This window comes from Winogradskyella psychrotolerans RS-3, from assembly GCF_000427335.1.
Lineage (GTDB): Bacteria > Bacteroidota > Bacteroidia > Flavobacteriales > Flavobacteriaceae > Winogradskyella > Winogradskyella psychrotolerans.
The window spans coordinates 24645-49777 of sequence record NZ_ATMR01000019.1; the positions used below are offsets into that span (position 1 = coordinate 24645).

Annotated in this window: 25 protein-coding genes and 2 pseudogenes; 4 read left to right on the plus strand and 23 right to left on the minus strand. The window is 33.0% G+C overall.

The features are described 5' to 3' along the window. Positions 1 to 7: 7 nt before the first annotated feature. From ADIWIN_RS01675 to ADIWIN_RS01755, 17 genes and pseudogenes are all read right to left on the minus strand, one after another. Complete coding sequence (locus ADIWIN_RS01675) at positions 8 to 850, minus strand: alpha/beta fold hydrolase (RefSeq protein WP_020896348.1); 843 nt, start codon at positions 848 to 850, stop codon at positions 8 to 10. A gap of 139 nt (positions 851 to 989) precedes the next feature. Continuing rightward, entirely contained in the window at positions 990 to 1850 is an 861-nt protein-coding gene (gene atpG, locus ADIWIN_RS01680; protein ID WP_040756245.1) for an ATP synthase F1 subunit gamma, read from the minus strand. 105 nt (positions 1851 to 1955) lie between these two features. Further along, positions 1956 to 3536 carry a F0F1 ATP synthase subunit alpha gene (gene atpA, locus ADIWIN_RS01685; RefSeq protein ID WP_020896350.1) on the minus strand — a complete coding sequence of 527 codons (1581 nt, stop codon included), beginning with the start codon at positions 3534 to 3536 and terminating at the stop codon, positions 1956 to 1958. A gap of 55 nt (positions 3537 to 3591) precedes the next feature. Beyond that, positions 3592 to 4128, minus strand: coding sequence for an ATP synthase F1 subunit delta (gene atpH / locus ADIWIN_RS01690; RefSeq protein ID WP_020896351.1), 537 nt, complete (start codon positions 4126 to 4128; stop codon positions 3592 to 3594). Positions 4129 to 4134: 6 nt separating this feature from the next. Beyond that, complete coding sequence (locus tag ADIWIN_RS01695; RefSeq protein WP_020896352.1) at positions 4135 to 4635, minus strand: F0F1 ATP synthase subunit B; 501 nt, start codon at positions 4633 to 4635, stop codon at positions 4135 to 4137. A gap of 96 nt (positions 4636 to 4731) precedes the next feature. Beyond that, the gene (gene atpE / locus ADIWIN_RS01700) at positions 4732 to 4932 is read right to left on the minus strand and encodes an ATP synthase F0 subunit C (protein WP_020896353.1); all 201 of its coding nucleotides are present in this window, start codon (positions 4930 to 4932) and stop codon (positions 4732 to 4734) included. Between the two features lie 38 nt (positions 4933 to 4970). Next, entirely contained in the window at positions 4971 to 6143 is a 1173-nt protein-coding gene (atpB, locus tag ADIWIN_RS01705; protein WP_040756247.1) for a F0F1 ATP synthase subunit A, read from the minus strand. Between the two features lie 81 nt (positions 6144 to 6224). Further along, positions 6225 to 6623: a DUF6168 family protein gene (locus tag ADIWIN_RS01710; RefSeq protein ID WP_040756249.1), complete on the minus strand. Its 399-nt coding sequence runs from the start codon at positions 6621 to 6623 to the stop codon at positions 6225 to 6227. Further along, the gene (locus ADIWIN_RS01715) at positions 6616 to 6834 is read right to left on the minus strand and encodes an AtpZ/AtpI family protein (RefSeq protein ID WP_235046959.1); all 219 of its coding nucleotides are present in this window, start codon (positions 6832 to 6834) and stop codon (positions 6616 to 6618) included. Before ADIWIN_RS01715 ends, ADIWIN_RS01710 begins: the two co-directional genes overlap by 8 nt. Next, entirely contained in the window at positions 6818 to 7213 is a 396-nt protein-coding gene (locus ADIWIN_RS01720; RefSeq protein WP_020896357.1) for a bactofilin family protein, read from the minus strand. The genes ADIWIN_RS01715 and ADIWIN_RS01720 overlap by 17 nt, the downstream gene beginning before the upstream one ends. Before the next feature lie 59 nt (positions 7214 to 7272). Continuing rightward, a complete protein-coding gene (gene porW, locus ADIWIN_RS01725) occupies positions 7273 to 9849 on the minus strand; it encodes a type IX secretion system periplasmic lipoprotein PorW/SprE (protein WP_051155388.1) in 2577 nt (858 codons plus the stop codon). A gap of 469 nt (positions 9850 to 10318) precedes the next feature. Continuing rightward, positions 10319 to 11041 (minus strand): ABC transporter ATP-binding protein, encoded by a 723-nt coding sequence (locus ADIWIN_RS01730; RefSeq protein ID WP_020896359.1) that lies wholly within the window; start codon positions 11039 to 11041, stop codon positions 10319 to 10321. A 21-nt stretch (positions 11042 to 11062) separates the two neighbouring features. Further along, a pseudogene (locus tag ADIWIN_RS01735) lies at positions 11063 to 12540 on the minus strand (DUF5687 family protein). A 51-nt stretch (positions 12541 to 12591) separates the two neighbouring features. Then, positions 12592 to 13281 (minus strand): hypothetical protein, encoded by a 690-nt coding sequence (locus ADIWIN_RS01740; protein WP_020896362.1) that lies wholly within the window; start codon positions 13279 to 13281, stop codon positions 12592 to 12594. Beyond that, on the minus strand, positions 13282 to 14004 hold the full coding sequence (locus tag ADIWIN_RS01745; protein WP_020896363.1) for a hypothetical protein: 723 nt from the start codon (positions 14002 to 14004) through the stop codon (positions 13282 to 13284). 3 nt (positions 14005 to 14007) lie between these two features. Further along, positions 14008 to 14655 (minus strand): hypothetical protein, encoded by a 648-nt coding sequence (locus ADIWIN_RS01750; RefSeq protein WP_020896364.1) that lies wholly within the window; start codon positions 14653 to 14655, stop codon positions 14008 to 14010. 90 nt (positions 14656 to 14745) lie between these two features. Next, complete coding sequence (locus ADIWIN_RS01755; RefSeq protein WP_020896365.1) at positions 14746 to 15078, minus strand: PadR family transcriptional regulator; 333 nt, start codon at positions 15076 to 15078, stop codon at positions 14746 to 14748. A 184-nt stretch (positions 15079 to 15262) separates the two neighbouring features. Here ADIWIN_RS01755 and ADIWIN_RS01760 point away from each other — a divergent pair. Next, positions 15263 to 16320, plus strand: a pseudogene (locus tag ADIWIN_RS01760) (2Fe-2S iron-sulfur cluster-binding protein). Between the two features lie 171 nt (positions 16321 to 16491). Here ADIWIN_RS01760 and ADIWIN_RS01765 read toward each other — a convergent pair. Further along, positions 16492 to 17508 carry a glycosyltransferase family 9 protein gene (locus tag ADIWIN_RS01765; RefSeq protein ID WP_235046961.1) on the minus strand — a complete coding sequence of 339 codons (1017 nt, stop codon included), beginning with the start codon at positions 17506 to 17508 and terminating at the stop codon, positions 16492 to 16494. Positions 17509 to 17556: 48 nt separating this feature from the next. Next, entirely contained in the window at positions 17557 to 18165 is a 609-nt protein-coding gene (locus tag ADIWIN_RS01770) for a DUF4254 domain-containing protein (protein ID WP_020896369.1), read from the minus strand. A gap of 72 nt (positions 18166 to 18237) precedes the next feature. On the opposite strand from ADIWIN_RS01770, the gene upp reads away from it, so the two are divergent. Then, positions 18238 to 18897: a uracil phosphoribosyltransferase gene (upp, locus tag ADIWIN_RS01775; protein WP_020896370.1), complete on the plus strand. Its 660-nt coding sequence runs from the start codon at positions 18238 to 18240 to the stop codon at positions 18895 to 18897. Here upp and ADIWIN_RS01780 read toward each other — a convergent pair. Then, the gene (locus ADIWIN_RS01780) at positions 18886 to 19665 is read right to left on the minus strand and encodes a DUF6427 family protein (protein ID WP_020896371.1); all 780 of its coding nucleotides are present in this window, start codon (positions 19663 to 19665) and stop codon (positions 18886 to 18888) included. The two genes, upp and ADIWIN_RS01780, sit on opposite strands and share 12 nt — an antisense overlap. A 205-nt stretch (positions 19666 to 19870) precedes the next feature. On the opposite strand from ADIWIN_RS01780, the gene ADIWIN_RS01785 reads away from it, so the two are divergent. Then, positions 19871 to 20098, plus strand: coding sequence for a DUF6341 family protein (locus ADIWIN_RS01785; protein ID WP_020896372.1), 228 nt, complete (start codon positions 19871 to 19873; stop codon positions 20096 to 20098). Positions 20099 to 20104: 6 nt separating this feature from the next. On the opposite strand, the gene purD is transcribed toward ADIWIN_RS01785, so the two are convergent. Next, complete coding sequence (gene purD, locus ADIWIN_RS01790) at positions 20105 to 21376, minus strand: phosphoribosylamine--glycine ligase (RefSeq protein ID WP_020896373.1); 1272 nt, start codon at positions 21374 to 21376, stop codon at positions 20105 to 20107. Positions 21377 to 21622: 246 nt separating this feature from the next. On the opposite strand from purD, the gene ADIWIN_RS01795 reads away from it, so the two are divergent. Continuing rightward, a complete protein-coding gene (locus ADIWIN_RS01795; RefSeq protein ID WP_020896375.1) occupies positions 21623 to 22930 on the plus strand; it encodes a phenylacetate--CoA ligase family protein in 1308 nt (435 codons plus the stop codon). On the opposite strand, the gene ADIWIN_RS01800 is transcribed toward ADIWIN_RS01795, so the two are convergent. Next, on the minus strand, positions 22914 to 23693 hold the full coding sequence (locus tag ADIWIN_RS01800) for a glycosyltransferase family 2 protein (protein WP_020896376.1): 780 nt from the start codon (positions 23691 to 23693) through the stop codon (positions 22914 to 22916). The genes ADIWIN_RS01795 and ADIWIN_RS01800 overlap by 17 nt on opposite strands. Before the next feature lie 4 nt (positions 23694 to 23697). Further along, positions 23698 to 25110, minus strand: a complete 1413-nt coding sequence (locus tag ADIWIN_RS01805) for an exopolysaccharide biosynthesis polyprenyl glycosylphosphotransferase (protein ID WP_020896377.1) — start codon at positions 25108 to 25110, stop codon at positions 23698 to 23700. Between the last annotated feature and the right edge of the window lie 23 nt (positions 25111 to 25133).

The following is a 25133-nucleotide window of genomic DNA, read 5'->3' on the forward strand; positions in this document are numbered from 1 at the left end:
TTCAATTCTAATTTAATTCCATTTTAATGGCTTCTAATAACCATTGTGGTTGATCATACATTATAAAATGTGCGGATTCTTCTGCAAACTTAATTTTATAACTACCATGATTCTTGTATTGCTCTTGGTATGTTTTTTTGGCGGTTTCTAATCCATAGGGCATTACTGCAGCAAGCACTAGAAGTGGAGTCGTTATTTTTGAAATATCAGTTCTCAAATCTAGTTTTAATAAATCGGTATAGCCATAAACATAAGTTTTTCTATCGGTTTCAACGATCCAATCCTTAATAGTTTCCTTCTTAGATTCATTAAGTACCATTCCCGATGCCATTTGAGTAGCCATAGCTTCAAAATTTTCATCGCTCATGTCTAATAACTGTTTGTTGTAAGGGTCATCATATACAATTGTTTTACTATCGAAATTAGGCATCATAAGCGCACCTATGGAAGGCAAAGCATCTACTGTTATAATAGTCTTTAGGTCTAAAGTCTTTTCAGTTCCCAACCATAAACTTAATGCACCACCCAAACTATGACCAATTAAAGTGATTTGTTTAAGATTGTTATCAAAAATATAAGTGATTATTTCTTCTTTAATTTTTGGTAACCAAGGGGTTGCAATGGCCGGTACATCTCCAAATCCTGCCAACGTAAAAACATGACATTCATTTGTCTTAGAAAGCTCTGTAACCACATCATCCCAGACAGCACCAGGACAGCTAAAACCAGGAAATAATAAAATAGGATCCCCCTTTCCGCTAATATTAACGTCAAAAGATGTGTGTTGCGAGTACATAAATCCCGAAACCATAAAGGTTAGGATTAAAAGTCTGTTTTTTAAGTTTTTCATGATATTCATTTTTAATTCGATTTTCCTTTTAGATACAAAATCTTAAAAATGTTACATGACGGCATAAAAAAACCTAACTATTTAAAGTTAGGTTTTAGATGTTATTGAGATTCTTCACTTTCGTTCAGAATGACAAATATTAGTTATTTAAAGCTTCAGCTCCACCAACAATCTCTAAGATCTCGTTAGTAATTGCTGCTTGTCTTGCTTTGTTGTAAGTTAATTTAAGTTGATCTCTTAACTCCGTTGCGTTATCTGTTGCTTTATGCATTGCTGTCATACGTGCACCATGCTCTGAAGCGAAAGAATCTCTAATACCTTTGTATAATTGTGTCTTTAAAGACTTCGGTATTAATTCTTCAATAATTTCTATCTTAGAGGGTTCAAAAACGTAATCTAAATTAACGTTATCATCACCTTCAATAGGCACAATTGGTAAAAACTGTTCCGTCATTACAATTTGTGTCGCTGCGTTTTTAAAGTGATTGTAAACTATTTCAATCTTATCAAATTCTCCAGCTACAAATTTTTCCATTAACATTTCTGCTATTTCAGAAACATTATCAAACGTTAAGTCTTCATACAAATCACTTTTATTTGCAATAACTTTATTCGTTTTTTTGAAGGCATCATTTGCCTTCTTTCCTATTGCTAAATAAGAAACATCTTTGCCTGCATAAGTACCATTAGTAAGCCTAGTTACCTGCTTAATGATATTAGAATTAAATGCACCAGCCAAACCTCTATTAGAGGTTACAACAACTAAAAGTACGTTTTCTACTTCGCGTTGAACAGAATATTTACTTCCAGAATCTTCATCTAAAGTTGCACTCAAACTCTGAAGCAATTCCGTTAACTTATTAGAATAAGGACGCATTGCTGTAATAGCATCTTGGGCTTTCTTTAACTTAGCAGCAGATACCATTTTCATGGCACTAGTAATCTGCATCGTTGATGATACCGATGATATTCTGTTTCTAATTTCCTTTAAATTCGCCATTCTTTATATGATAAAGACTCCTTGCATAGGCTCAGAGTGACATTAGTTTAATAATTAAAATTTAGAGTTATGAATACGCTTACTCATAACTCTAAACTTATAACTTTATGATCGATACTTAGCTGAAAGATCCTTAGCTACACTTGTAAGTGTATCAATAACCTCATCAGTTAATTTACCTGCTTTAAGTAAATCTAGAGTATCTCTATGCTTTGCATTTAAGAACTCTAAATAATCGCGTTCAAATTCTTTTACTTTCTCAACAGGAACATCTTTTAACAAGTTCTTAGAACCCGCATAAATGATAGCTACTTGATCTTCTACTTTGAAAGGATCGTTTTGTGCCTGCTTTAAGATTTCAACGTTACGCTTACCTTTGTTAATTACGTTTAAAGTAACGGCATCTAAATCGGATCCAAACTTAGCAAATGCTTCTAATTCACGGTACTGAGCTTGATCTAATTTTAATGTACCAGATACTTTTTTCATAGATTTAATCTGAGCATTACCACCAACACGAGATACAGAAATACCTACGTTAATTGCTGGACGAACACCAGAGTTAAATAAATCACCATCTAAGAAAATCTGACCATCTGTAATAGAAATCACGTTAGTTGGGATATATGCTGAAACGTCACCTGCTTGTGTTTCAATAATTGGTAATGCTGTTAATGAACCACCACCTTTAACCATCGGTTTTAAAACATCTGGAAGGTCATTCATTTCTTTAGCAATAGCATCATTATTAATGATTTTTGCAGAACGCTCTAATAATCTTGAGTGTAAATAAAATACATCACCAGGATAGGCCTCACGTCCTGGAGGACGTCTTAATAATAAAGATACCTCACGGTAAGCAACAGCTTGTTTTGATAAATCATCAAATACAATTAAAGCTGGTCTACCAGTATCTCTAAAATACTCACCAATAGATGCTCCTGTAAAAGGCGCATAAACTTGCATTGCAGCAGGATCTGATGCATTTGCAGCTACTATTGTTGTGTAAGCTAAAGCACCTTTTTCTTCTAAAGTCTTAGCAATTAAAGCTACAGTAGAAGCCTTTTGGCCAATAGCAACATATATACAATATACAGGTTCACCTGCATCGTAAAATTCTTTTTGATTTAAGATCGCATCGATACAAACAGCTGTCTTACCAGTCTGTCTATCGCCAATTACCAACTCACGCTGACCTCTACCAACTGGGATCATAGCATCAATAGCTTTAATACCTGTTTGTAACGGCTCAGTTACTGGCTCTCTGTAGATAACACCTGGTGCTTTACGCTCTAAAGGCATCTCATAAGTTGTTCCAGCTATTGGTCCTTTACCATCAATTGGGTTCCCTAAAGTATCAACCACACGGCCAACAATACCTTCACCTACTTTTACAGATGCGATACGTTCCGTACGTTTAACTGTAGAACCTTCTTTAATACCTACTGAAGTTCCTAGCAATACAATACCTACATTATCTTCTTCAAGGTTAAGTACGATTCCTTCTGCACCACCATCAAATTCAACTAATTCGCCATATTGCACATTAGCTAATCCGTAAGCACGTACAATACCATCACCTACAGTTAATACTGTTCCTACTTCGTCTAATGAAGCACCTGCTTCAAAACCTGAAAGTTGTTGTTTTAAGATTGCTGATATCTCAGCTGGTTTTACTTCTGCCATCTCTTTTAGTCTTTAGCTTTTAGCTGTTAGCCTTTAGGGCTTATCTAAAACTATATTAATTTAGTGTAAATTCTCTTTTTAATTTATCAAGTTTGTTTGAAATACTAGCATTATACTGAATATCACCAACTCTTAATATGAAACCACCTAAAATGCTTTCATCTATAATATTTTCTACTTCTGCGTCTTTTCCTGTAAGTTCTTTAACCTTAGCTAATACTTTAGTTTTTAAATCTTCAGTAAGTGGAATTGCCGTTGTAACGGTTGCTACTTGGCTACCTCTTAACTCATCATATAAATGAACATAACTTAAAGCTACATCATTTAGTAATGGTAACCTTTTGTTAGTGATTAAAGTATCGAATAAGTTAGTCGTTGCCACATTCGCATCTTTGAATACAGCTAATAATACCGCTTTTTTATCCGAAGATCTTACAACAGGACTTTGAAGCATCTGATTTAAATCTTCACTCTCAGCGATGGCTTTAGCGATTGATTTCATATCACTATTTACCACCTCAGCAGATTTTTGATCTGTTGCTAAGCTTAAAACCGCTTTAGCATATCGTATTGCCGCTCTTGATCCTGACATCTCTTACTAGTTTAAAGTTGCTTCTGCTAACATAGACTCAACTAATTCTAGTTGTTTGTCTTTGTTAGATAATTCGTTACGCACTACTTTTTCAGCGATTTCTATAGATAAACCTGCAACATGACTTTTTAATTCTGCCATAGCTGCTTTCTTTTCACTAGTAATAGCTTCTTGTGCTTGTGCAATCATTTTATTTGCTTGCGTTTTAGCTTCCGCTTCAGCATCTGCAATCATTTTGCTTTTAAGCTCACGAGCTTCTTTAAGCATTGATTCTCTTTCTAATCTTGCTTCTTGCAATAATCTTTGATTATCTGCTTGAAGGTTTGCCATTTCACGTTTCGCTTTTTCAGCTGCGTCTAAAGCACTTTGAATACCTTCTTCTCTTTCATGTAATGACGTAAGAATTGGTTTCCATGCAAACTTCACCATTAACGCTATTAATGCCAACAACAATATTGTTGATACTACAAATAATCCTGGTGAAAAATCGTTTAATAATGTTTCCATCCTATTAACTAATTAGGTGTTATTCTTTTTTAATTTAAAAACACGTCCTGCAACCAACCGTTACAGGATAGTGTTTTTGTAAATTTGATTTGGTTCTTATTTTCCTAAGAATAAAGCACCAAATGCTAAACCTTCTAAAAGTGCTGCAACAATAATCATTGCTGTTTGGATTTTACCTGCTGCTTCTGGTTGACGAGCAATACCTTCCATTGCTTTACCACCGATTTGACCAAGTCCAATACCTGCTCCGATTACGATTAATCCTGCTCCAATTAAATTGTAAGTTACTGGTTCCATAAAAATTGATATATAAAATTAAATTAAAAAAATTCTTATTAAATAAAATCTCCTCTAACGTCCTCTACGTCCGATGAAATTTCATGATCATGATCGTGTTCATGATCGTGTTCTGCTACAGCCATACCAATAAATAAAGCTGACAACATTGTAAAAATATACGCTTGTAAAAACGCTACTAATAATTCGATTAATAAAAGGAAAAATGATAATACAAATGATAAGCTTGTTGCACCAACAACACCTAAAGATTCTTTAAGCGTAAACATAATAGCAATTAAACTCATTAATACAATGTGTCCTGCAGAAATGTTTGCAAACAAACGCACTAATAATGAGAATGGCTTAATAATAAAAGCACCTACCAATTCAATTACAGCTAATATTGGCTTAACGAATATTGGGACACCTGGCATCCATAAAATATGCATCCAGTAATCTTTATTACCACTTATAGTATAAATAATTAAAGTAAATATAGCTAAACATGCTGTTACTGCTAATTGACCTGTAACATTAAAACCTAAAGGTGTTAAGCCTGCCATGTTTAAAATCCATATAAAGAAAAATACGGTTAAAAGATACCCTGTAAACCTACGGTAGTGCTTTTCTCCAATATTTGGTCTTGCAATTTCGTCTCTTACGTAAAGCACTAATGGCTCTAGTATACGGCCAAAACCTGTTGGGATTTGTTTTTTCTTATATTGTTTCGCTAATCTAGAGAACCAAAATAACATTAAAAGACCAATTAATAAGATCCCAACGACACTTTTAGTAATTGAAAAATCTAAAACCTTGGTACCATTAGTTGCATGATGATCAGCATCAAAACTAACAGCCGTGGCTCCTTTTTCTAATTCGTAAATTTTTGAGTGAATCTTTGTAAACTTAAGACCGTCTTTTTCAACAATAACTTGTCCGTTATCATCATGGTGAAACTCCGAAGACATAAACGTCACTAATCCTTCAGAAGACCAAAGAATTACAGGTAACGCCACACCAAAATGTTTACGCTCTCCAGAATCATCTGTATACGAAAACAAATTAAAATCGTGAGAGTCTTTTAGGTGGTGAACTATATATTCCTCTACCTGTTGTTTACCAGAAACTTGACCTCCATCTCCGCCAGCGTTGAACGCTGAAATAGACGATGGTAAAAACATCAAAACTGCTAATACTAAAAACTTAAAACTGTGCTGAACTATCTTCATTCTAATAAAATAAAAAAAACCTCTTCTCAAATTCCGTGCAAAAGTACGCAATTTATTAAAATAACAATATGTTTTTTGAGTCTAATATTTAAACCCCATTTTAGATATAATTTTAACCACAAAAAACACCTCCATTCCTAGAAACAAGAGTAATGGAATTAAAATGTTCAATTCTTCGGTAGTATTTAAAACCTCAATATTAAAAACAGAATCTTTAAACGCTACATAAAATAGCACCCCTTTTATAAAAAGGGTAGGTAAATAGATAAATCCGAGTTGAGTCTCTAAACTTTTAATTAGGGAAAAAAATTGAAAATGAACACATATCATCAATGATGCCACAGCAAAAAAGATATTAGTATCCCAAAGACTAAACCGGACAGAACTATTAAGTGTACTCAAAATATAATCTTGTGAAAAATGAATAACCAAAAATAATATTGAAAATGACACTATATATATAGCAAGAGATTTAATCATCTTCTTTAGACATTTTTAAAACTTGAGAAATCACCAAATACATTGAAACAAAAATTGAAAGTAGTGTTATGGTCGTTTCCAAATAATCTGTACTAAACTTGGTATCTAACCATTGCCCTAAATAATTACCAAGAAAAATGGTGCCTCCCATTTGAAACGCAACAGACGTAAACCTAATAAACTTATTAGGGCCTTTATTTGCTTTGGACACTTTGAGCTTGTGTAGATTGGGCATTAACAGGCTCATTAGACAGTGATTTAACCGTCCCTTTCATACTACATGTAGCATTGAATGTCGCACCAGGCTCAACAGCCAACTTATTAATATGCACTTCCCCTTCAATATGAGCTGTAGCCTTTAAAGATAATGTACCAGACAGAATAAGCTTTCCTGAAAATTTACCTTCAAAATCCGCATTTTCACCTTGTAAAGTTCCTTTAATATAACCCGATTTACCGACCACTATTTTGCCCGAAGTTTTAACGTTACCTTCTATTGTACCGTCAATTCTAAATGGCCCTTGGCTAGCTATGTCACCTACAATTTTAGTGCCTTGTGCTATAATATTTTGTTGTGTCGTTGCTTCCATAGTTGATTGGTCTTTTGTTTTTTTCTGTCTGGAGAAAACATAATGATCTGATTTTTAAATTACTGTAACTCTAAATACGCATTTAAGTTTTTATGTCGCTGAATAATTGCATAGTTCGGCGAAGAAATTGCAAAATATGGTCGGGTAATTTTTGGTTTTAATAGTCGTCCTCTTTTATCTTTCTCTCCCGTCTTAAGTAATTCTCCAAAGCCTTTTGCTCCACCGATACTTTTTAATCCATGTACCACAACAAAGGTAGTATTGTCGTCGTATAGATCTTTTGATGTGGTGAGATCAAAGTATTTTATTTTCGCAACTTCTTCGTTTAGGGTTGTGATAAAGGTTTCAATATCCTCACCCGAATTATTTTCAAATTGAAATATAACATTAAATTTATCGACATCATCATCTGAAACAAATTCCTTTTTAGCCAACACAGGAATCGCATCTTTTAAGATTTCTTGTGCTTTTTTGCCTTCTTCCGTATTAGCATAGGTTAATGCTATATAGTTAATCCCTTCTTTATAAGCTTCAAAACCATAAAGCCTTCCTTTTGCTGATGCTTTTAAAATTTCGAATTTAGGAACAAAATCATCACCTTCTAAGCGCTTAATCTGTACTTCGGCTTCTGCTATTACAGCAGCATAAGCTTCATTCTCAAATTGCCTATAGAGTTTGGTGTAGATCGCTTCAGGACTATTTTCGTCCTTAGATAATTCGGACTGTGGATTTAATAGAATTTCAGCATATCTCGAATCTGGATAATTTAAGACAATTGCATTTTTCATCGCTTCTGCCTTTTGGTTCAATCCTAATTCGATATAAATACGATACAGATTATATTTTGAAGGTAAAATTAATCGGTCTTCAGGGTCATTTTCTAACAAATTTTCAAACCTGTTTTTCGATAACTGAAATTCTTTGAACTTTTCCTTGTAGATAATTCCTAATTGATAATAAGCATAATTTCGTTCTGTAGCAATACTATCAATTTCGCTTTGATTTGTTGGCAGAGACGCTAAATACGTTTCAGGATTAAAACGCTCATCTTCGACTAAAGAAGCGACCAAATCATCATCTTTTGTAGTATTTACAATATCTGCTCGTTGGCTAGAATGCCTCCAATTATCTTGAAGTTTGCGATCTCCCCAAAGTTTTAAAAATTCATTTTTACCATAAGCTACAGTAGTAGCGTTGTAGAAATAAAAACTACTAGCACCATTTGCAGAATTACCCGTTTGAATCTGTCTAGACATTCCTGGTGGAGTAAGCTTACTTTTTAAATTTCCTTGACTATTTTGGAGTGATTGCGTTGCCGGCGTCGTTTGGCTTTGTTGTTTTTTTAAAGCCTCTTCTTGTTGTTTCTGATCTTCGATAGCTTTAATTCGAAGCTCATCCGTATATTTTGTGTAAATCGCTAGTTGCTCTGATTCTGGAAGCTTAACCATTCGCAGAATACTGTCGTTAGTTTGCGCTATACCTTCGTAATATATTACATCATCTAAATTTTCGCGCTTTCTTTTAATGATTCTATATGGCTTAGTATTAGCAACCATTGCCGTCATCGTACTATCATAATATGCACCTGCCGTTTTATAAATGTTTCTATCAAAATACATGTTCCCCAAAGTCTCATAACTAAGTGATCTTAGATACTTATCAGAGGTTGTTTTTCTAAGCGATTTATTATAGTAGACCTCAGAAAGACTATCTGATGCGTTACTACGATGATATTCTGCAATGCGATAATAAATCTTATCTAAAAACGGTCTGTTTTCTCTGTTCTCTTCTAAATCTGTAAGGTATTCTTCAAACTCAATTTGATCACCGTTTAATACATCAAAGTTGTTAGATTTTTCGATATGTGCATTGATGTAAAAAGATCTTGGTATTTGACGATGCATATCTATAATCGCATCGAATTCTATATTTGCACTGTCCTTTTTACCAAATTCGTTATATAATTGTCCTTTAATAAAATGATAACGTGCTTTTTCTCTTTTAACCGTTGTGTTTTCTGCCGCAATCGCTAGTTGCGCTATGGCGCTATCTTTAGATTTTGTATTGATATAAGCTTGAGCCAAAGCTGCTGCAGCATCTGCCAAATCCTGACCTTCAATCTCTTCTTCGCGTAACAGACGTTTTAGCTTATCAATAGCTCCTTGATTATTATCTAAACGCATATTTGTTTTTTCGCGCCAGATTTTAACCTGATTAATTTTATCGCTAGTTGGATATTTATTTAAAATATTGTTGAAAGCAGCCATAGCTGGTACAAAGCGTTGATCAAAATAACGGGCTTGACCTAACAATAAATACGCTTCGTCTATCTGAGGATTTTTTTCCTTTCCATCGATATTCATGCCATGTACCTGAATTGCCTTAATGGCTTTTTCTTCGGCACGATCAAAATCGGCATTTTTGGTTTGTCCTGGTAGAAATATGTCTTCAGAGACATTCATTCTTTCAACAGGAAGCATCTGCCAGAAATTTTCTGTAAACTCATTATTAACTCCATCTTTTCCGCGCTCTAATGCGATATTGCCATTATAAAGCACATTGTATTTTGTGCCCATAGCATGGAAGTTTCTGTTAATGAATTTATCTTTTTTACGCGAGCAACTTTGGGTAAGCATTACCACGCAACATAGAGATACTATAATTTTGTAATAGGTTTTCAAACGTTGGTTCTATTTAATATTGACACCAATTAAACACTTAATTATGGCTTATAATTTAATGCTAAATAAGTATTATAGATAACTTAAAAACACTCTGTTTAGTGTGTTATGTGGTAAAAATAAGGATCTTTTTGAATTTGAGGCTGAATTTTAGAAGATATTAGACTGCTTCGCTGTTAGAATCAAGAATAAAGACTTGATTGTAGTTTGTTTGAGATTGTTAAATGAATTAAAAAATTAATATTCACGCAAAGTCGCGAAGATGCAAAGGCTCACTCCTGCATAAAAAAAATTGGCATGAAAATGATTTTCATGCCAATTTGAATTGTTTTGAAATTTAATAATGCTTTGCTATAACACGCAAATTATATGTTGCACGGACAAGTCGCGACTTGTCCCTACGGGGATTTCAATTTTATTCTTTTTATTCTTCCTCTTGTGATGCCATTGCTGAGCTTCCAAAATGCGCTTCTAATTCTCTCAAAGTTGCTGGATTGGTTTCTAAATCTTTAATCACATTTCCTTTTTCTAACACAACGATACGCTCACAAACATCTGTAACATGCGTTAAATCGTGACTAGATACTAAAACAGTAACTCCTTGCTTTTCAGCTAAATCTTTTATGATTTGTTTTAGTCGTATTTGGGTTGTTGGATCTAAATTAGCAAAGGGTTCATCTAAAATAATAACTTCAGGATGACCAATAAGTGCCGCAACAATACCTGCTTTCTTTTGGTTTCCTTTACTTAAGTCTCTCAAGTATTTTTTCTTACCGATGATTTCACCATTAAAGAAATCTTCAAACTTTGAGGTTAACGTATCTACATCGGCTTTATTCTGACCACGAAGTTCGCCTATAAAATAGAAATATTCTTCTGGTGTTAAATAACCAATTAAGAAACTTTCGTCAATAAATGAGGATGTAAATGGTTTCCAATCTTCACTTTCACTTACAACAACTCCATTGCTTGTTATGCTTCCTGTGGTTGGCTGAATTAAATCGAGTAACAAACTGAAATACGTTGTTTTTCCTGCTCCGTTATTTCCTACTAAACCAAAACTTTGGCCTTTAGGAATGGATAATTCTTCAATATTAAGTACGGTTGTTCCGTTATATGTTTTTGAAAGGTCTTTTGTATATATCATAATGAGATGTGTTATTAGTTATTAACTATCTTGACTAAAAGCGTTAATCATTTTGTATTTTGAATCGAGATATTTTTTGGTAATGCCTTTCATTAATTTTTTATGAAATACAATACCTGCAATTCCGAGAACAATTAAAAAGGCTATCGCAGCTCCAAAACCTACTAACCAATTAATAAGGGCAAATACTCCCATAGGCACTATCATTAATGGAATACCAATTAACCATTGTACAGCTCCTGTCCCTTGATAATTAAATGCTGCTTTTTTATCTAAATCTATTTTTTACGGTTAAAAGATCCTCCCCAAAGTATCACATGTGTATTCACACCAATATTATAAATGGCTGCTGCAAAATGTGCAATTAAGATTTTATAACCAAAATACACATAAGGGATTCCTAATATAAAAAGAAGGACCACACTTATTACCATTAATATAAATTTTGAACGTAAATATTGCTCGTATTTAATATTCTGGCTCATTAAAAGTTTGTAATAACCACTATCCCAAGCTGGAATGAATTGCCCAAAGTTGATGAGGAAAAATCCTGTAGAGAATATCCCAATAAATGCTGACATAAAGGTCATTTCTCTATACATAGGCTGTGGATAGAAAAACAAACCGTAAAGCACACCAATCAATAATAACATGGCCATTGATTTGGTACGTTTATTTCTCCAAATGAGTTTTAAATCGAGTTTCATAAATGGTGCTATGTCACCAAAACGCTCTGTCCACGATAAGTCTGAAGCATTAACTTCGGTAACTTTAGTTTTTAATGAGCTGTCTAAATACAGTTTCTTTCTTAAGATTTTAAAGTTGAAACCATAGCACAATGCTAAAATTGCGATTGGAATTAAAATAAGAATTGGATTATTCGCAATGCCCAAAAATCCGCTTCCTATTAATGTTGTCATTGGTACAATTTCAAAATAATTTAAACCAAACAAAACACTCACTACTACTATTATAGGCAGAAAGGACAATTCTGATTCTGCAGAAAAGGCTTCGATTATAAAATTTAAAAAATTAATAATCAGTACTGTAATAATCAGCGCAAACAACCAAATTAAAATTTCAGAAGCTACATAACCATCTCCTATTAACATTATACTAAACGGTATGATGGCAAATAGTGGTAAAAAATTAAAAAATGACAATACAGATTTTCCTAATACATAGTTAACAACAGTAGATCGTTTAATAGGAAGTGTTAGCAAAGGTTTTACACTCATTACTGGTAATTTTTGCAAAAAGAAACGCATTAATAAATCGCCGATAATCCAGTAAAATAAAAATCCATTGGCTGCTACAAATGGGTCTTGCTCAGGGTACATTTCTTTAAGAATAAAAAGAAGGCCAAATCCTAAGCCTAAAAACATGGCAACAAAATAAAGAGCAAAAAATACCATTAAGATATTGATAGCTATATTTTTCTGCCAATACGACGAACGAAAATATTGTTTCCATTCGAGATTGAGAAAGTGTTTTATCATAGTGTAATGATGGGTTGGTTTATGTAGTAAGTATGAAAAAACAGAAATTTGTTACAAACTAAATTCTGGGTAAGTCTCATTTAGCAATTTTTCGGCTTTGTTTGGAATCACTTCTAAGCTAATATAATTAACCAAAGCGATAACTGTAAATGCTAAAGAGAAAAGCACTAAAAAATAAGTGTTACCTGCATAATTCTCTGGTATTTTATACACATTAAATAATTGAGACATAAATATAAACATGGTACTTCCGGCTTGTTTAAAGATCATTTCTTCCAACATCCATTTTTTGTTAGAAAACTCTTTTCTGCGCCTAAACTGCCTATTAAGTTGAATACTTTTATAAGTACACCAAACTGTTATAATCCCAAAGAAAACTAAAGCTAAAGTTGCTATATACACTGTTGAAAACGTGATGTAAAACAATAAAAACAAGGCAATAGTTGAAATAATTTGTGGTAGCTCAAACCATTTCTTAAGTTCTGTCCACATGTAACGCATATAACGCTTATTCATGGCTTTCGCTTTTTGGTCAATGGCATCCATAAAACCAAAAATTCCGAATTTTTTGAAGGCTTTGTTTTTAGCGTCTTCAAAACTGAGTTTGGGTTGGTTTTGCCATTGCTCTTCAATATCGTTGGCTAAATGATCTACGAGTTCGGTTTGTAAGTCGTAGTGCTCTACAAAATGTTGCCTTGTAAAAGCGTAGAGGTCTTGTATTTGAGATTCAGTGGGTTTCATTTATAAAAACTTAAGGTTAAAAGTTTTCTTATTCTCTTTATATACGTTCTGATACACTTCAATATTGGCTCTAATCATAGGGTAAAATAAGCACGCTACAATAACAAAGAAACCATGAGGCATATTTACAACATTCTCATAACTATCCTTTAAGATATAAAACGAAAGATTATATAACGACCACACTGCCATCGCAGAACTTGTAGCCATAGCAAAATTTAATGATTTTCGAGTAGACTTATCTTTTAAAGAATAATACGCAGAATATATTGTAGGTAGAATTAACACTAATAAACCGATGAGAAAACATGCTTTAGGCTTAAATTGATAAATGGAAATAAATGACAAAATAACAGCCAAATACTCTAACCAGAACTTAAAGGTGGAAAACTTAGCTTTAAGATGGTTCCATGTCATTTTTCGGTATTTCCTACCCAATTCTTTCTGTTTATTTCTCGTGAACTTCTTAAACCCAATATTACTTTGATATAGTCCGCTTTCAAACATTTTGATTTTAGGGACGCCGAATTCTATAAATTGGTTTCCAAAGCCTCTATGCACCTGAAGTAAAGCTTCATTAAAAGAAATACCATCTTTAGTTATTTTCTCTTCAACCGCAGAAACAATATGATCTAACAATTCTAAACGCACATCCCAATACTTCACCTCGTTTTTAATGAGATAATTGTCTATGAATTGTATTTCTTCTTTGGTTAGTTTCATTGCTTATGCTAGAGTTTTATATTGCTTTTCGTAACTCTTAAATAATTTTATGCTAACACAAACCAAGACCAACATCAAAGTTAAAACCAAACTTACAATTCCGACAATCCAAAGTACTGTCGCTAAATTTTTAGCTTGGTAGCTAAAATTAAAAATAATATTGGGTATTTGATAAAACACCCAAAAAGGCATCGCTAAACGTTCTACGACCGAAAATCGTTTTAAATTTTTTGCTTTGTGATAAACAACATAGGTTAACAGAAACCCAGATAATCCAATTAAGGGAACATAAGAGATAATTAACCTAAATGTTTCTATATTGAAATTTAGGTATAAAAAGTAAAATCCAAAAAAAGATGTCAAAAATATAAGTGGTGTTAATGGACTTACTAATCCTTTTAAAAACGCCTTCCAAATTTTCATATCAGCAGACTTTAAAAATTGTCTATTATCCTTCAATAGTTGAGCCTTGTTCTGAACCATATAATCTTTGAACACATTATAGAAGTCAGTAGTATTACTTGCACTCATTCTATCTTCGATATCAGAAGCCACATGGTCTACTATTTCCATTCGGATGTCTGCAAAAACCACATCAGAATTCTCTAAGTAAGTATCTATAAATTGTATGTCTTCTTTGGTTAGTTTCATTTTAAGTTTTAATACCTACAAGGTTTTTGAAACCTTGCAGGATAAGCAATAAATTCTTTAGACCTGCTAGGTTTTTAAAACCTGCTAGGTCTAAGCTAGCTTTGGATTCACTAAAGCTTGCATCGTTTTAATATACTCAGCTAATTCTTCTAATTTATTAACGGTTTCTTTAGTTCCTGTTTCGGTGAGTTTATAATATTTACGCAATCGGTTGTCTACTTTTGCGACCTCAACATCTAACAAACCTTCAGCCTCTAATTTGTGTAACGCAGGATATAATGCGCCTTCTGTAATTTTAAGTTCACCTTTAGTTAATTCCTTTACCCTTTGGGTAATTTCGTAACCATACATTTTATCGTTCTCATTTAATAACTTTAAAATGATGGTGGTTAAACTCCCTTTATATAATTTTGAATTGCTCATCGTACTACAAATATATACATAATTTTCTTATGTATAAGAATCTTATGTATGATCGATATTCAAAAAAAGCTAAACGCTTTTCAATTGGACTCACTTCAACTTCGCTCAGTGACCAACGATTAGCCAAGAAAAAAACCTATCAGGTCTGTAAGAGATTGTTTATCTTTGCAAAAAATTATTTTTAATGGCACATTTTCATTCACTCACTATAAAATCAGTAGATAAAGTAACAGACAGTTCTGTTGCGATAACCTTTGATATTCCCGAAAATCTTAAAGAACAATTCAGCTTTAAAGCCGGACAATACATCACCTTAAAAACGACTATTAATGGCGAACACATCCGTAGAGATTATTCTATTTGTGCTTCTCAGAATAGTGGCAACGTTACTGTAGCCGTAAAAGCGGTTGAAAACGGAACATTTTCTGTTTACGCCAACACTACCTTAAAAGCAGGTGACGTCTTAGAGGTGGCAGAACCAAACGGACGTTTTGTATTTGAAGCTAATGCTGCCAAAACAAGAACAATTGCAGCCTTTGCTGCTGGAAGTGGAATTACTCCAGTGCTTAGTATTGCTAAAACGCTTTTGGAAGAAGAACCGTTTAGCAACTTTATATTAGTTTACGGTAATAAAACCTTAGCTGACGCCATGTTTGTTGATGAATTATTGCAACTAAAAAACAATACGATAACCGTTTTCATGCGCATTTTATATACAGTCAGTCTCAAGAAACAGATGCTTTATTTGGACGTATTGAAAAAAGCACAGTGAACCTCATCGTTAAAAATAAGTACAAAGGTGTTAGCATTGAAAATTTCTACCTCTGCGGACCTGAGCAAATGATTCATACAGTAAAAGATGTATTGATCGAAAATGGTGTAAAGGAAAAAGCGATTAAGTTTGAATTGTTTACTGCTCCTGTTGAAGCCGGTACTGATGCTACTACTGTCACAGCTTCTGGTGAAACCAAAATTAAAGTCGTGGTTGATGAGGAAGAGTTTGAATTTAACATGTCACAAAAACAAACCATTCTTGAAGCCGCATTAAAGCAAGATATCGACGCGCCTTATTCTTGTCAAGGAGGAATTTGTAGTAGTTGTATTGCAAAACTTACTGAGGGTACAGCAGAAATGCGTCAGAATAACATTTTAACAGATAGTGAAGTTGCTCAAGGTTTAATATTGACTTGCCAAGCGCATCCTACTTCGGCTACTGTTGCTGTTGATTATGATGATGTTTAAAAAGAACCAAGAGTCTAGATCGCTTCGCTTTTAGATTTAAGACAAAAAGACCTATCAGAATTAAAATTCTGATAGGTCTTTTATTTTCGATAGGTTCTCGATACAAAATTCTAAAAAACGAATGTCACTTCGAGTGATTTTTGAGGTACGAAAAAATTGTATCGAGAAGTTTTATATAACCGCTTTAATTTTTGAAACAATCACCGCTTCAGAAACACTACTTGCCGCCTTCTCGTAACCTTCAGGAAATTTATTACCGTAAATGGACGTTGGTATTAATGGGAACTGTGTTCTGTCTGCAGTAAGTGCAAAATCTATAGGTTGATTAAAAGGTGCAAATCCAGCAAAAGGATGTGTTACTCCCCAAACTGTAATTACTTTTTTGCCCAACATTGCCGCCATATGTGCATTACCAGAATCCATAGCTAGCATGAGGTCTAAATTTGAAATAAGAATTAATTCTTCCTCTAAATTCAATTTTCCTGCAACGGATGTTACCTTATTATATTTGGTTTCAAGCTGATTTAAAAGCGCTACTTCTTTAGCTCCACCTCCAAATAAAATAACATTGTAATCTTTAGAAAGCTCCTCAATTACAGTTTCCATTTGCTCTAAGGGATACATTTTACTTTCGTGTGCCGCAAAAGGAGCAATGCCTATAGTTTTGAAACTTTTGTTTGAAATAAAAGCATTTAGCTTTTCAGTTAAAGCCTTTGGTTTTGGAAATGTTGGATTGGATAAATCTATATTAAAACCTAAATCTTCAAAAACATCAGCATAACGCTGGTGTGTGGTTTTTAGTTGCTTAAAAGATCCACCTGATGTCAGTGCTTTCTTTTCGTCTCTACCTTTATCTAATTGGACTACTTTTTTTTCGAGGAAGAATAATTTCAAGATTTTACTACGTAAAACGTTGTGTAGATCTGCAACCGCATCAAACCCAAGCTTTTTTAATTCCTTAGACAGTTTATAGAGTCCTAAAACGCCTTTGTGTTTACCTTTTAAATCCGCCTCATAGAAGCTTACATTTTCTAAATCTTTAAAAAAAGGTCTAAAAAATGCTCTGGTAACTACTGTAATTTTTAATTCGGGATATTGCGTTGTGAGTGCTCGTAAAACAGGAACTGTCATAGCCACGTCTCCCATTGCAGAAAACCTAAGGACGAGTATGTGTTTTGGTTTTGGCATAATTTTGTACAAACCTGTCAGGTTTTAAGAACCTAACAGGTTCACGAACTATTTCTGTCCTCTCAAAACAGGGTTTAGTTCATTATCATTGTACATTTTCATTTGCTTATACACTTTCATGTACTTATCACCATTTGAAATATCAGTAAGCATATCGTCTATTGCAGAACTTAAATCTACACGTTGTTCTAATAAAACATTAAGCTTTGTTTGGCAAGTCGCTTTGTGCGCATCACTAGCATCATCTCTTACCGTTTCTAGATGCATGTGATAAATCTTTAATGCTAAAATAGATAATCTGTCTATTGCCCAAGCCGGACTTTCAGAGTTGATTTTAGCATCCGGTTTTACGGTGACGTCTTTGTATTTATTTAAAAAATAACTATCGATATATTCAACCGTATCCGTTCTATCTTGGTTAGAGGCATCAATCATTCGTTTCAACTTTAAAGCTGCAACCGGATCAATGTTTGGATCTCTAATAATATCTTCGTAAGCCCACTGAACAGTATCAATCCACGATTTTCTATATAACAAATGCGCGATAAGATCATCGTTTTCATCGTACTTGTTAGTAAAAGGCTGATCTACTGTATTTAAAACTTTATAGGTTTTAATAACCTCTTGAAAAATAGCGTTTGCTTTTTGTGAAAACATAATGAAATTGATTTAATGTTTACAAATATAGTAGGAATTATTAACTTTAACGACTGAACCAATTCCCATAATATGCAAATTCACAACCTTTCTGATACACCTTCAATTTTAAACACCTTTATGTCTGAATTAAGAGATAAAACGGTTCAGAAAGACAGCATGCGCTTCCGAAGAAATATAGAACGTATTGGTGAAATTATGGGTTATGAATTGAGTAAATCACTTCAATTTAATCCACATACCATTGCAACTCCTTTAGGTAGTTCTGAAACTGTTTTACATCAAAAAGATATTGTGTTATGTTCTATTCTACGAGCAGGTGTACCACTCCATAATGGTTTACTCAATTATTTTGATGCCGCTGAAAATGCATTTATCTCGGCATACAGACAACACAAACACAATCCGGAAAGTTTTGAAATTGTAGTTGAGTATTTAGCTTGTCCGAGTTTAGAAGGTAAAACCCTAATTTTAGCTGATCCGATGCTTGCCACAGGACAATCTATGGTGGCTACTTATGAGGCCTTGAAACCATTTGGAACACCTAAAGAAATTCATTTAGTAAGTGTTATTGGAGCACAAGAAGGTGTTGATTATGTTTCTAAAGCATTTGGTGCTGATGTAAAACTATGGATTGCTGCCATAGATGACAACTTAAATGAAAAAGGTTATATTATTCCGGGATTAGGCGATGCTGGTGATTTAGCTTTTGGAAACAAATTACAACATTAAACCTATAATTTGCACTATAATAAAAAGGGCTATAAAAACTTCTTTAAACCAACGTTCTGAAATCACTTCGATATAATTGGCCATAATAATTGAAAATGGCGCAAATAAAAATAGAAACTCACTACCGTTTTTAGTAGGAGCAATAATAGCAACTAAAATAGCAATTACTGAAGCCCAAGCAATTAAGAAATAGGAGGGCTTTAATTTTTTATTCTTATCAGGAATATTTTTAAAATAATAGATAAGCGTCCATACATAGGATGTAAATAACACTGTAAACTTTAATATATTTTCCTTGCTGTTATAGGCTGTAAAATCTAAGCTTGCGTAACGTTTAAAATTTGTAGGTTTGAGATAGACATCGTCTACAATAATATTATAGACCAAGAGTAATATAACAACCGTTGTAACTCCCATAAACGGAATAATAACATTCTTAAAATCATTTTGAGAATGATAAATCAAAGCGACAATCACTAAAGCAAAAAACAGCATTGACCAGAAGTAGAATAAAGCCGCTAGTGCAATCCAAAAAGCCGCATCAAACAACTTCTTTTTAATATGTAGATTAGAATGTAAACTTATTAAACGTCTCAAAGCAAAGATAATAAACAGATTAGCCAGCAATAAGTTTGTATGCTTCATTACGTCTGGAAACATACCAAACAGCAGACCAAAGGTCATAATAGCATAACTATTTCTTTGTGTTAAGTTATTTTTAGAAATAATAAAGTCAATTAAAAAACTAAAAACAAGGTCACTGCCCACTTAAAAAGCGTTGCTAGAGAACTATTTAGATCCGAAAAAAGTAGAGAATAGTTGGTTACTACAAATAGCAGACAAACATAAACTGCAACAAATATGAAGTTTATAGGCTTAGATTTACTAAAAATACTTGTTATCATTAACTCTTTTTGTATTTTTGCTGCTCAATCCCAATTCGAAATTAGAATTGGTGTAAATTTATAAAGTTATGAATGATTTCTTTAACGGAATAGCGGATTTATTTGTAAATGTGTTATTTGCACCATTTGATGCACTTAAAGCATTAGAATTAGAAAGCTGGTTTTCAGCTAACATAATGTCATGGATATTTATGGCTATTGGCGTGGTTGCATTTGTATATTGGATGTTACAACTTAAAAAATACAATGAGAACGGAGAAGAAGACAAAAGTATCTCTTCTCATTCCTATTTATAATTCAGTTTATAGGTCAAAACCTATATCCTTACGGTAATTCATCTTATCAAAATGTAGTTTTTCTATACTTTGATAGGATTTTTTTATGGCCTCTGGATACGTATTTCCATATGACGTAATTGCCATTACGCGACCACCATAGGTAACCACTTTACCATCTTTTTCAATTGCTCCTGCATGAAATACGATAGAGTCTGAAATAGTTTCTAATCCTGTAATTTCTTTGCCTTTCTCGTAAGCTTCAGGATATCCGCCAGAAACTAACATTATTGTTGTTGCTGCACGCTCATCAATATCAATAGTCACTTCACTTAAAGTTTGATTTGCCATCGCTTCAAAAACAGTAACTAAATCGGTTTTTAGTCGTGGTAACACCACTTCTGTTTCAGGGTCACCCATTCTAACATTGTACTCAATCACTTTTGGATCGTCTCCAACTTTAATTAAACCAATAAAAATAAACCCAACATAAGGCAAATTATCTTTCTTTAAACCTTCAACCGTAGGTTTTACAACTTGATTTTCAATTTTGTCTAAAAATTCTTTAGTAGCAAATGGTACTGGAGAAACTGCTCCCATACCTCCTGTATTTAAACCTGTATCTCCTTCACCAATACGTTTATAATCTTTCGCTGTTGGTAGAATTTTATAGTCTTTCCCGTCCGTTAATACAAAACAGCTTAATTCAATACCGTCTAAAAATTCTTCGATAACCACTTTGGTACTGGCATCTCCAAATTTTGCATCAACCAACATACTTTTTAATTCGTCTTTTGCTTCTTGTAAATCATTCAAGATTAAAACACCTTTACCAGCTGCTAATCCGTCAGCTTTTAAAACATATGGTGGACTTAGCGTTTCTAAAAACTTGTATCCTTGTTCTACATTCTCTTTAGTAAAGCTCTCATAAGCTGCTGTTGGAATGTTATGACGCATCATAAACTCTTTAGCAAACTCCTTACTGCCTTCTAATTCTGCAGCTGCTTTTTGTGGTCCGATAACAGCCACATTTTTTAAAGCCTCATCTTCTAAAAAGAAATCGTGAATACCTTGTACCAATGGATCTTCTGGTCCGACAACCACCAAATCAATTTTATGTTCTAAAACTGCTGATTTAATGGCCTCAAAATCAGTAACACCAATATTTAAATTGGTTGCAATTGATTGGGTTCCTGAGTTTCCTGGAGCTACAAAAAGCGCCTTACAACGGTCGCTTTGTGCTAATTTCCATGCAAATGTGTGTTCTCTTCCGCCAGAGCCAAGTACTAAAATATTCATCTTTAAAATTTTTAAGAACTCATCTCAACTTTTCCTTTTTCCTGCAATCATACATTTTGCACTCTAATTTTACCATTTTTAGCTTCCGTAACTTTTGGCTATGCAACCAAAAAATGATTTTATTAGAACACAAAAGCCATAATTTTCGGATTAAAATTAAAAGTCGAAATGAGTTCTCTGCAAAAATAATTGGTTTTAAGTTTAAAAAACAATTAATTTACGGAAACCTTAAAGGCAAAAAACACTTTGCGATTATTCGATTTTTCTTTGAAAGTAAATGGCTTTGACATTGATAAGGCTAAAACGGCGTTAACCCAAATTCAGGCAAAAACTGATTTTGAGTTTGAAACTTATGTTGAAGCTCAAAAAAAAGCCATCGTTTCTTATCATCTAGAACATAATTTCTTTTATAAAACCTTAGGGAAATCTATTGATCTTAACGATTGGAATTCTGTACCCATTATTACCAAACGTCATTTACAACAACCTTTAGAACAACGTTTAAGTGATAATTTTACACCTAAAAATGTTTATGTAAATAAAACGTCTGGCAGTTCTGGTGATCCCTTTATTTTTGCTAAAGACAAATGGTGTCATGCGTTAACTTGGGCAGAAATAATGAACCGGTTTGGGTGGTATGGCATAGATTTCAATAGCTCTAAACAAGCGCGTTTTTACGGAATTCCACTAGACAAAAAAGGCTATTACAAAGAACGGTTGAAGGATTATTTTAGTAACCGATTCCGTTTTTCAGTATTTGATTTGAGTGATAGTGCTTTTGAAACCGCTTTAACCAAATTTAAAACGACACACTTCGATTTCATTAATGGATACACCAGTTCCATTGTTCAGTTTGCAAAATATCTGAAGCGTCATAACATTATTTTAAAATCAGTTTGCCCGAGCTTAAAAGCCTGCATTGTAACATCAGAAATGTTATTTGATGACGATAAACTATTACTCGAAACTCAATTTGGGCTTCCTGTAATAAACGAATATGGAGCTTCAGAATTAGATCTTATTGCGTTTCAGAATACAAAGGATGAATGGCAAGTGAATAGTGAAACCCTCTATGTTGAAATTTTAGATGAAAACAATACAGTTTTACCTTATGGTGAAGAAGGTAGAGTCGTTATTACATCGCTATACAACAAAGCCCATCCTTTTATCAGATACGATATTGGTGATAATGGTGTGTTATCTGAAAATAGTACCATTAGAAAACCTATTCTTAAAAAACTGATTGGAAGAACAAATAGTATTGTTGTATTACCGAGCGGAAAAAAAGCTGCAGGATTAACTTTTTATTATATCACTAAAAGTGTGATTGAAAATGATGGTAATGTTTCAGAATTTATTGTTGAGCAATCTCGTATAGATCATTTTATAATTCGCTTTGTCAGTAACAAAGAACTAGACTCGGATAAAAAAGACGTTATTACTGAAGAAATGAAACGCTATTTAGAAACAGGAATCACCGTTAGTTTTGAACGTGTAGAACAATTAAAACGCACTAAAGCAGGAAAATTAAAGCAATTTATTTCGAAGCTATAGGTTGAATTAAACGTTTTTTTACAAATAAATGTTCGAATAGAAACTGTATTAAATAGGCTAACGATTTTAATTTAGAAAAACCTAAGCCTTTACGATACACATTAAAATTATGCTTTATTAAATTGGTTTTATTAGAAGATAATGAGCCCTCTGTAATGCGATAATAAGCAATTGTCTCTTGAATACCTATTGCGGGTTTATCACTTCTCTTTAAAGCCTCTAACCACAATAACCAATCTTGTCGTTTCTTTAAATCCTTAGTGTATATTTTACCTAATTTTTCAGAATTATACATTCCTGTTAAATTCCCTATATAATTTGCCTTTAACAACTTTCCGAACTCCAACTGTGGCAAAGCGTGTACTTTTTTGTTTAGTGCTTGATTTTCTTCATCAATCCATTCGTAACTCCCAAAACTAACATCAGTGATATTATTTTGCAGTTGAGCGACCTGTAATTGAAGTTTATTCGCTGCCCAAAGGTCGTCTGCATCTAAGAAGGCAATATAATTTCCTGTAGCCATTTTAGTTCCCAAATTCCTAGCCTCTGCTGCACCTTTATTTTCTTTGTGAGTAAATAGCTTAATTCTGGAATCGCTCTCTGTAAATGGCTTTAAGATGGCCTTTATTTGATCTGAAGAGGCATCGTCTACCAAAAGTAATTCCCAATGAGCATAGGTTTGATTAAGTACACTATTAATCGTTTTTTTTATAACATTGGCATTGTTATACATTGGTGTTATAATAGAAACTAGTGGTTGCATATAATTAATAAGCTTTATCGTCGCCTTTAACAACATTAATTATAGTCTGTCCAATGATTTTTAGATCTAATAAAAGCGACCAATTTTCTATGTAAAAATTGTCATATTTAACTCTATTTATAATATCCTTATCGTGTTTCACTTCACCTCTATATCCTTTAATTTGGGCCAAACCTGTAACACCTGGCTTAACATTATGTCTAAAGATAAAACTATACTTGTTAATTTTCTTAGAATAATCATCAGTATATGTAAGCATATGTGGTCTTGGACCAACTACAGACATTTCTCCCTTTAGAACATTAATAAACTGCGGTAATTCATCTACACTTGTTCTCCTTATAAACTTACCTATAGCAGTGACCCGTTTATCGTTTTGGCTCACGTACGTTCCTTTAGACTCTTGGGTTGTAGTAAGTGATCTGTATTTATAACAATAGAATGCTTTATAATTTATCCCTGTTCTTTTATGCTTATAATATAGAGGTCCTTTTGACTCTAGCTTAATTAAAATAAATAAGATAATAGAGAGCCATGGTAATACAAAAACTATTATTAATATAGAAAAAACAATATCGAATGCTCGTTTAAAAAATTTGTTTACTTCGTTATTAAGAGCGACTTCTTGAATAGATAAAACTGGAATATAATTGTAGTAATCTATTTTATAACGTTTAGTAATAAGCTTTTTTGTGTTTGGAATAAATTTAATGTTGCAGTGATTTATATTGGCATACCTCACATACTCATTAAGTTCTTTCTCTGATAAATCTGAAATTGAACAGTAAATCTCATCTATATTATCATTATTTGTCTCTAAATAAGCAAAACTATCTTCAACATCACCAGAACTATTTACATCTTGTGAATTACTGAAAACGGCTTTTATATTATAGCCCAGCTCTTTCTTTTCACGAAATATTTTTTTTAATGCGTTTACACTTTCCCCACCACCAATAACAATAATATTCCTTAAGTTTCCTTTTAGATAAACTCTTATAGTTTTTAAAATATAATAACTTAACAGCTTAATGAAGCTAATAGCCAAAAAAGTATATACTAAGTAATTTAAAGTTACAGTGACCTCTATATTGATACTTCTAAAAAAACCTTCAAATGCATAGACAAGAAAACTGTATACAAAAAATTGCTTAAGAATAAGTGATAGTATATTTAATACTGAAGTGTATCTATAAACTTTATAAAAACGCAGGAAATGTGTTGATAAAAGCCAAAATATTATGGAATAAATTAGGTATAATATATTTTTATTATTGAATAACTCATTGGAGAAAAAGTATAATTCTTGACTATTAAAGTTTAATAAATAAAAAGCAAGAAAATTTATAACAAAGAGATCATATATAATCAATAATGGTCTTAAAACCCATGAATATCTTCCTCGTATAAATTCCATATATTTTTTAATCTAATTGAAAG

What these genes read in the sequence shown, in the direction of transcription:
- atpG (WP_040756245.1), bottom strand. Translation starts at nt 1,850, where the DNA reads ATGGCGAATTTAAAGGAAATTAGAAACAGAATATCATCGGTATCATCA.
- atpA (WP_020896350.1), bottom strand. Translation starts at nt 3,536, where the DNA reads ATGGCAGAAGTAAAACCAGCTGAGATATCAGCAATCTTAAAACAACAA.
- ADIWIN_RS01765 (WP_235046961.1), bottom strand. Translation starts at nt 17,508, where the DNA reads ATGCCAAAACCAAAACACATACTCGTCCTTAGGTTTTCTGCAATGGGA.
- ADIWIN_RS01675 (WP_020896348.1), bottom strand. Translation starts at nt 850, where the DNA reads ATGAAAAACTTAAAAAACAGACTTTTAATCCTAACCTTTATGGTTTCG.
- ADIWIN_RS01800 (WP_020896376.1), bottom strand. Translation starts at nt 23,693, where the DNA reads ATGCAACCACTAGTTTCTATTATAACACCAATGTATAACAATGCCAAT.
- ADIWIN_RS01785 (WP_020896372.1), top strand. Translation starts at nt 19,871, where the DNA reads ATGAATGATTTCTTTAACGGAATAGCGGATTTATTTGTAAATGTGTTA.
- upp (WP_020896370.1), top strand. Translation starts at nt 18,238, where the DNA reads ATGCAAATTCACAACCTTTCTGATACACCTTCAATTTTAAACACCTTT.
- atpH (WP_020896351.1), bottom strand. Translation starts at nt 4,128, where the DNA reads ATGTCAGGATCAAGAGCGGCAATACGATATGCTAAAGCGGTTTTAAGC.
- ADIWIN_RS01770 (WP_020896369.1), bottom strand. Translation starts at nt 18,165, where the DNA reads ATGTTTTCACAAAAAGCAAACGCTATTTTTCAAGAGGTTATTAAAACC.
- ADIWIN_RS01755 (WP_020896365.1), bottom strand. Translation starts at nt 15,078, where the DNA reads ATGAGCAATTCAAAATTATATAAAGGGAGTTTAACCACCATCATTTTA.
- ADIWIN_RS01750 (WP_020896364.1), bottom strand. Translation starts at nt 14,655, where the DNA reads ATGAAACTAACCAAAGAAGACATACAATTTATAGATACTTACTTAGAG.
- atpE (WP_020896353.1), bottom strand. Translation starts at nt 4,932, where the DNA reads ATGGAACCAGTAACTTACAATTTAATTGGAGCAGGATTAATCGTAATC.
- porW (WP_051155388.1), bottom strand. Translation starts at nt 9,849, where the DNA reads ATGCTTACCCAAAGTTGCTCGCGTAAAAAAGATAAATTCATTAACAGA.
- ADIWIN_RS01730 (WP_020896359.1), bottom strand. Translation starts at nt 11,041, where the DNA reads ATGATATATACAAAAGACCTTTCAAAAACATATAACGGAACAACCGTA.
- ADIWIN_RS01710 (WP_040756249.1), bottom strand. Translation starts at nt 6,623, where the DNA reads ATGATTAAATCTCTTGCTATATATATAGTGTCATTTTCAATATTATTT.
- ADIWIN_RS01805 (WP_020896377.1), bottom strand. Translation starts at nt 25,110, where the DNA reads ATGGAATTTATACGAGGAAGATATTCATGGGTTTTAAGACCATTATTG.
- ADIWIN_RS01740 (WP_020896362.1), bottom strand. Translation starts at nt 13,281, where the DNA reads ATGAAACCCACTGAATCTCAAATACAAGACCTCTACGCTTTTACAAGG.
- ADIWIN_RS01695 (WP_020896352.1), bottom strand. Translation starts at nt 4,635, where the DNA reads ATGGAAACATTATTAAACGATTTTTCACCAGGATTATTTGTAGTATCA.
- ADIWIN_RS01745 (WP_020896363.1), bottom strand. Translation starts at nt 14,004, where the DNA reads ATGAAACTAACCAAAGAAGAAATACAATTCATAGACAATTATCTCATT.
- atpB (WP_040756247.1), bottom strand. Translation starts at nt 6,143, where the DNA reads ATGAAGATAGTTCAGCACAGTTTTAAGTTTTTAGTATTAGCAGTTTTG.
- purD (WP_020896373.1), bottom strand. Translation starts at nt 21,376, where the DNA reads ATGAATATTTTAGTACTTGGCTCTGGCGGAAGAGAACACACATTTGCA.
- ADIWIN_RS01720 (WP_020896357.1), bottom strand. Translation starts at nt 7,213, where the DNA reads ATGGAAGCAACGACACAACAAAATATTATAGCACAAGGCACTAAAATT.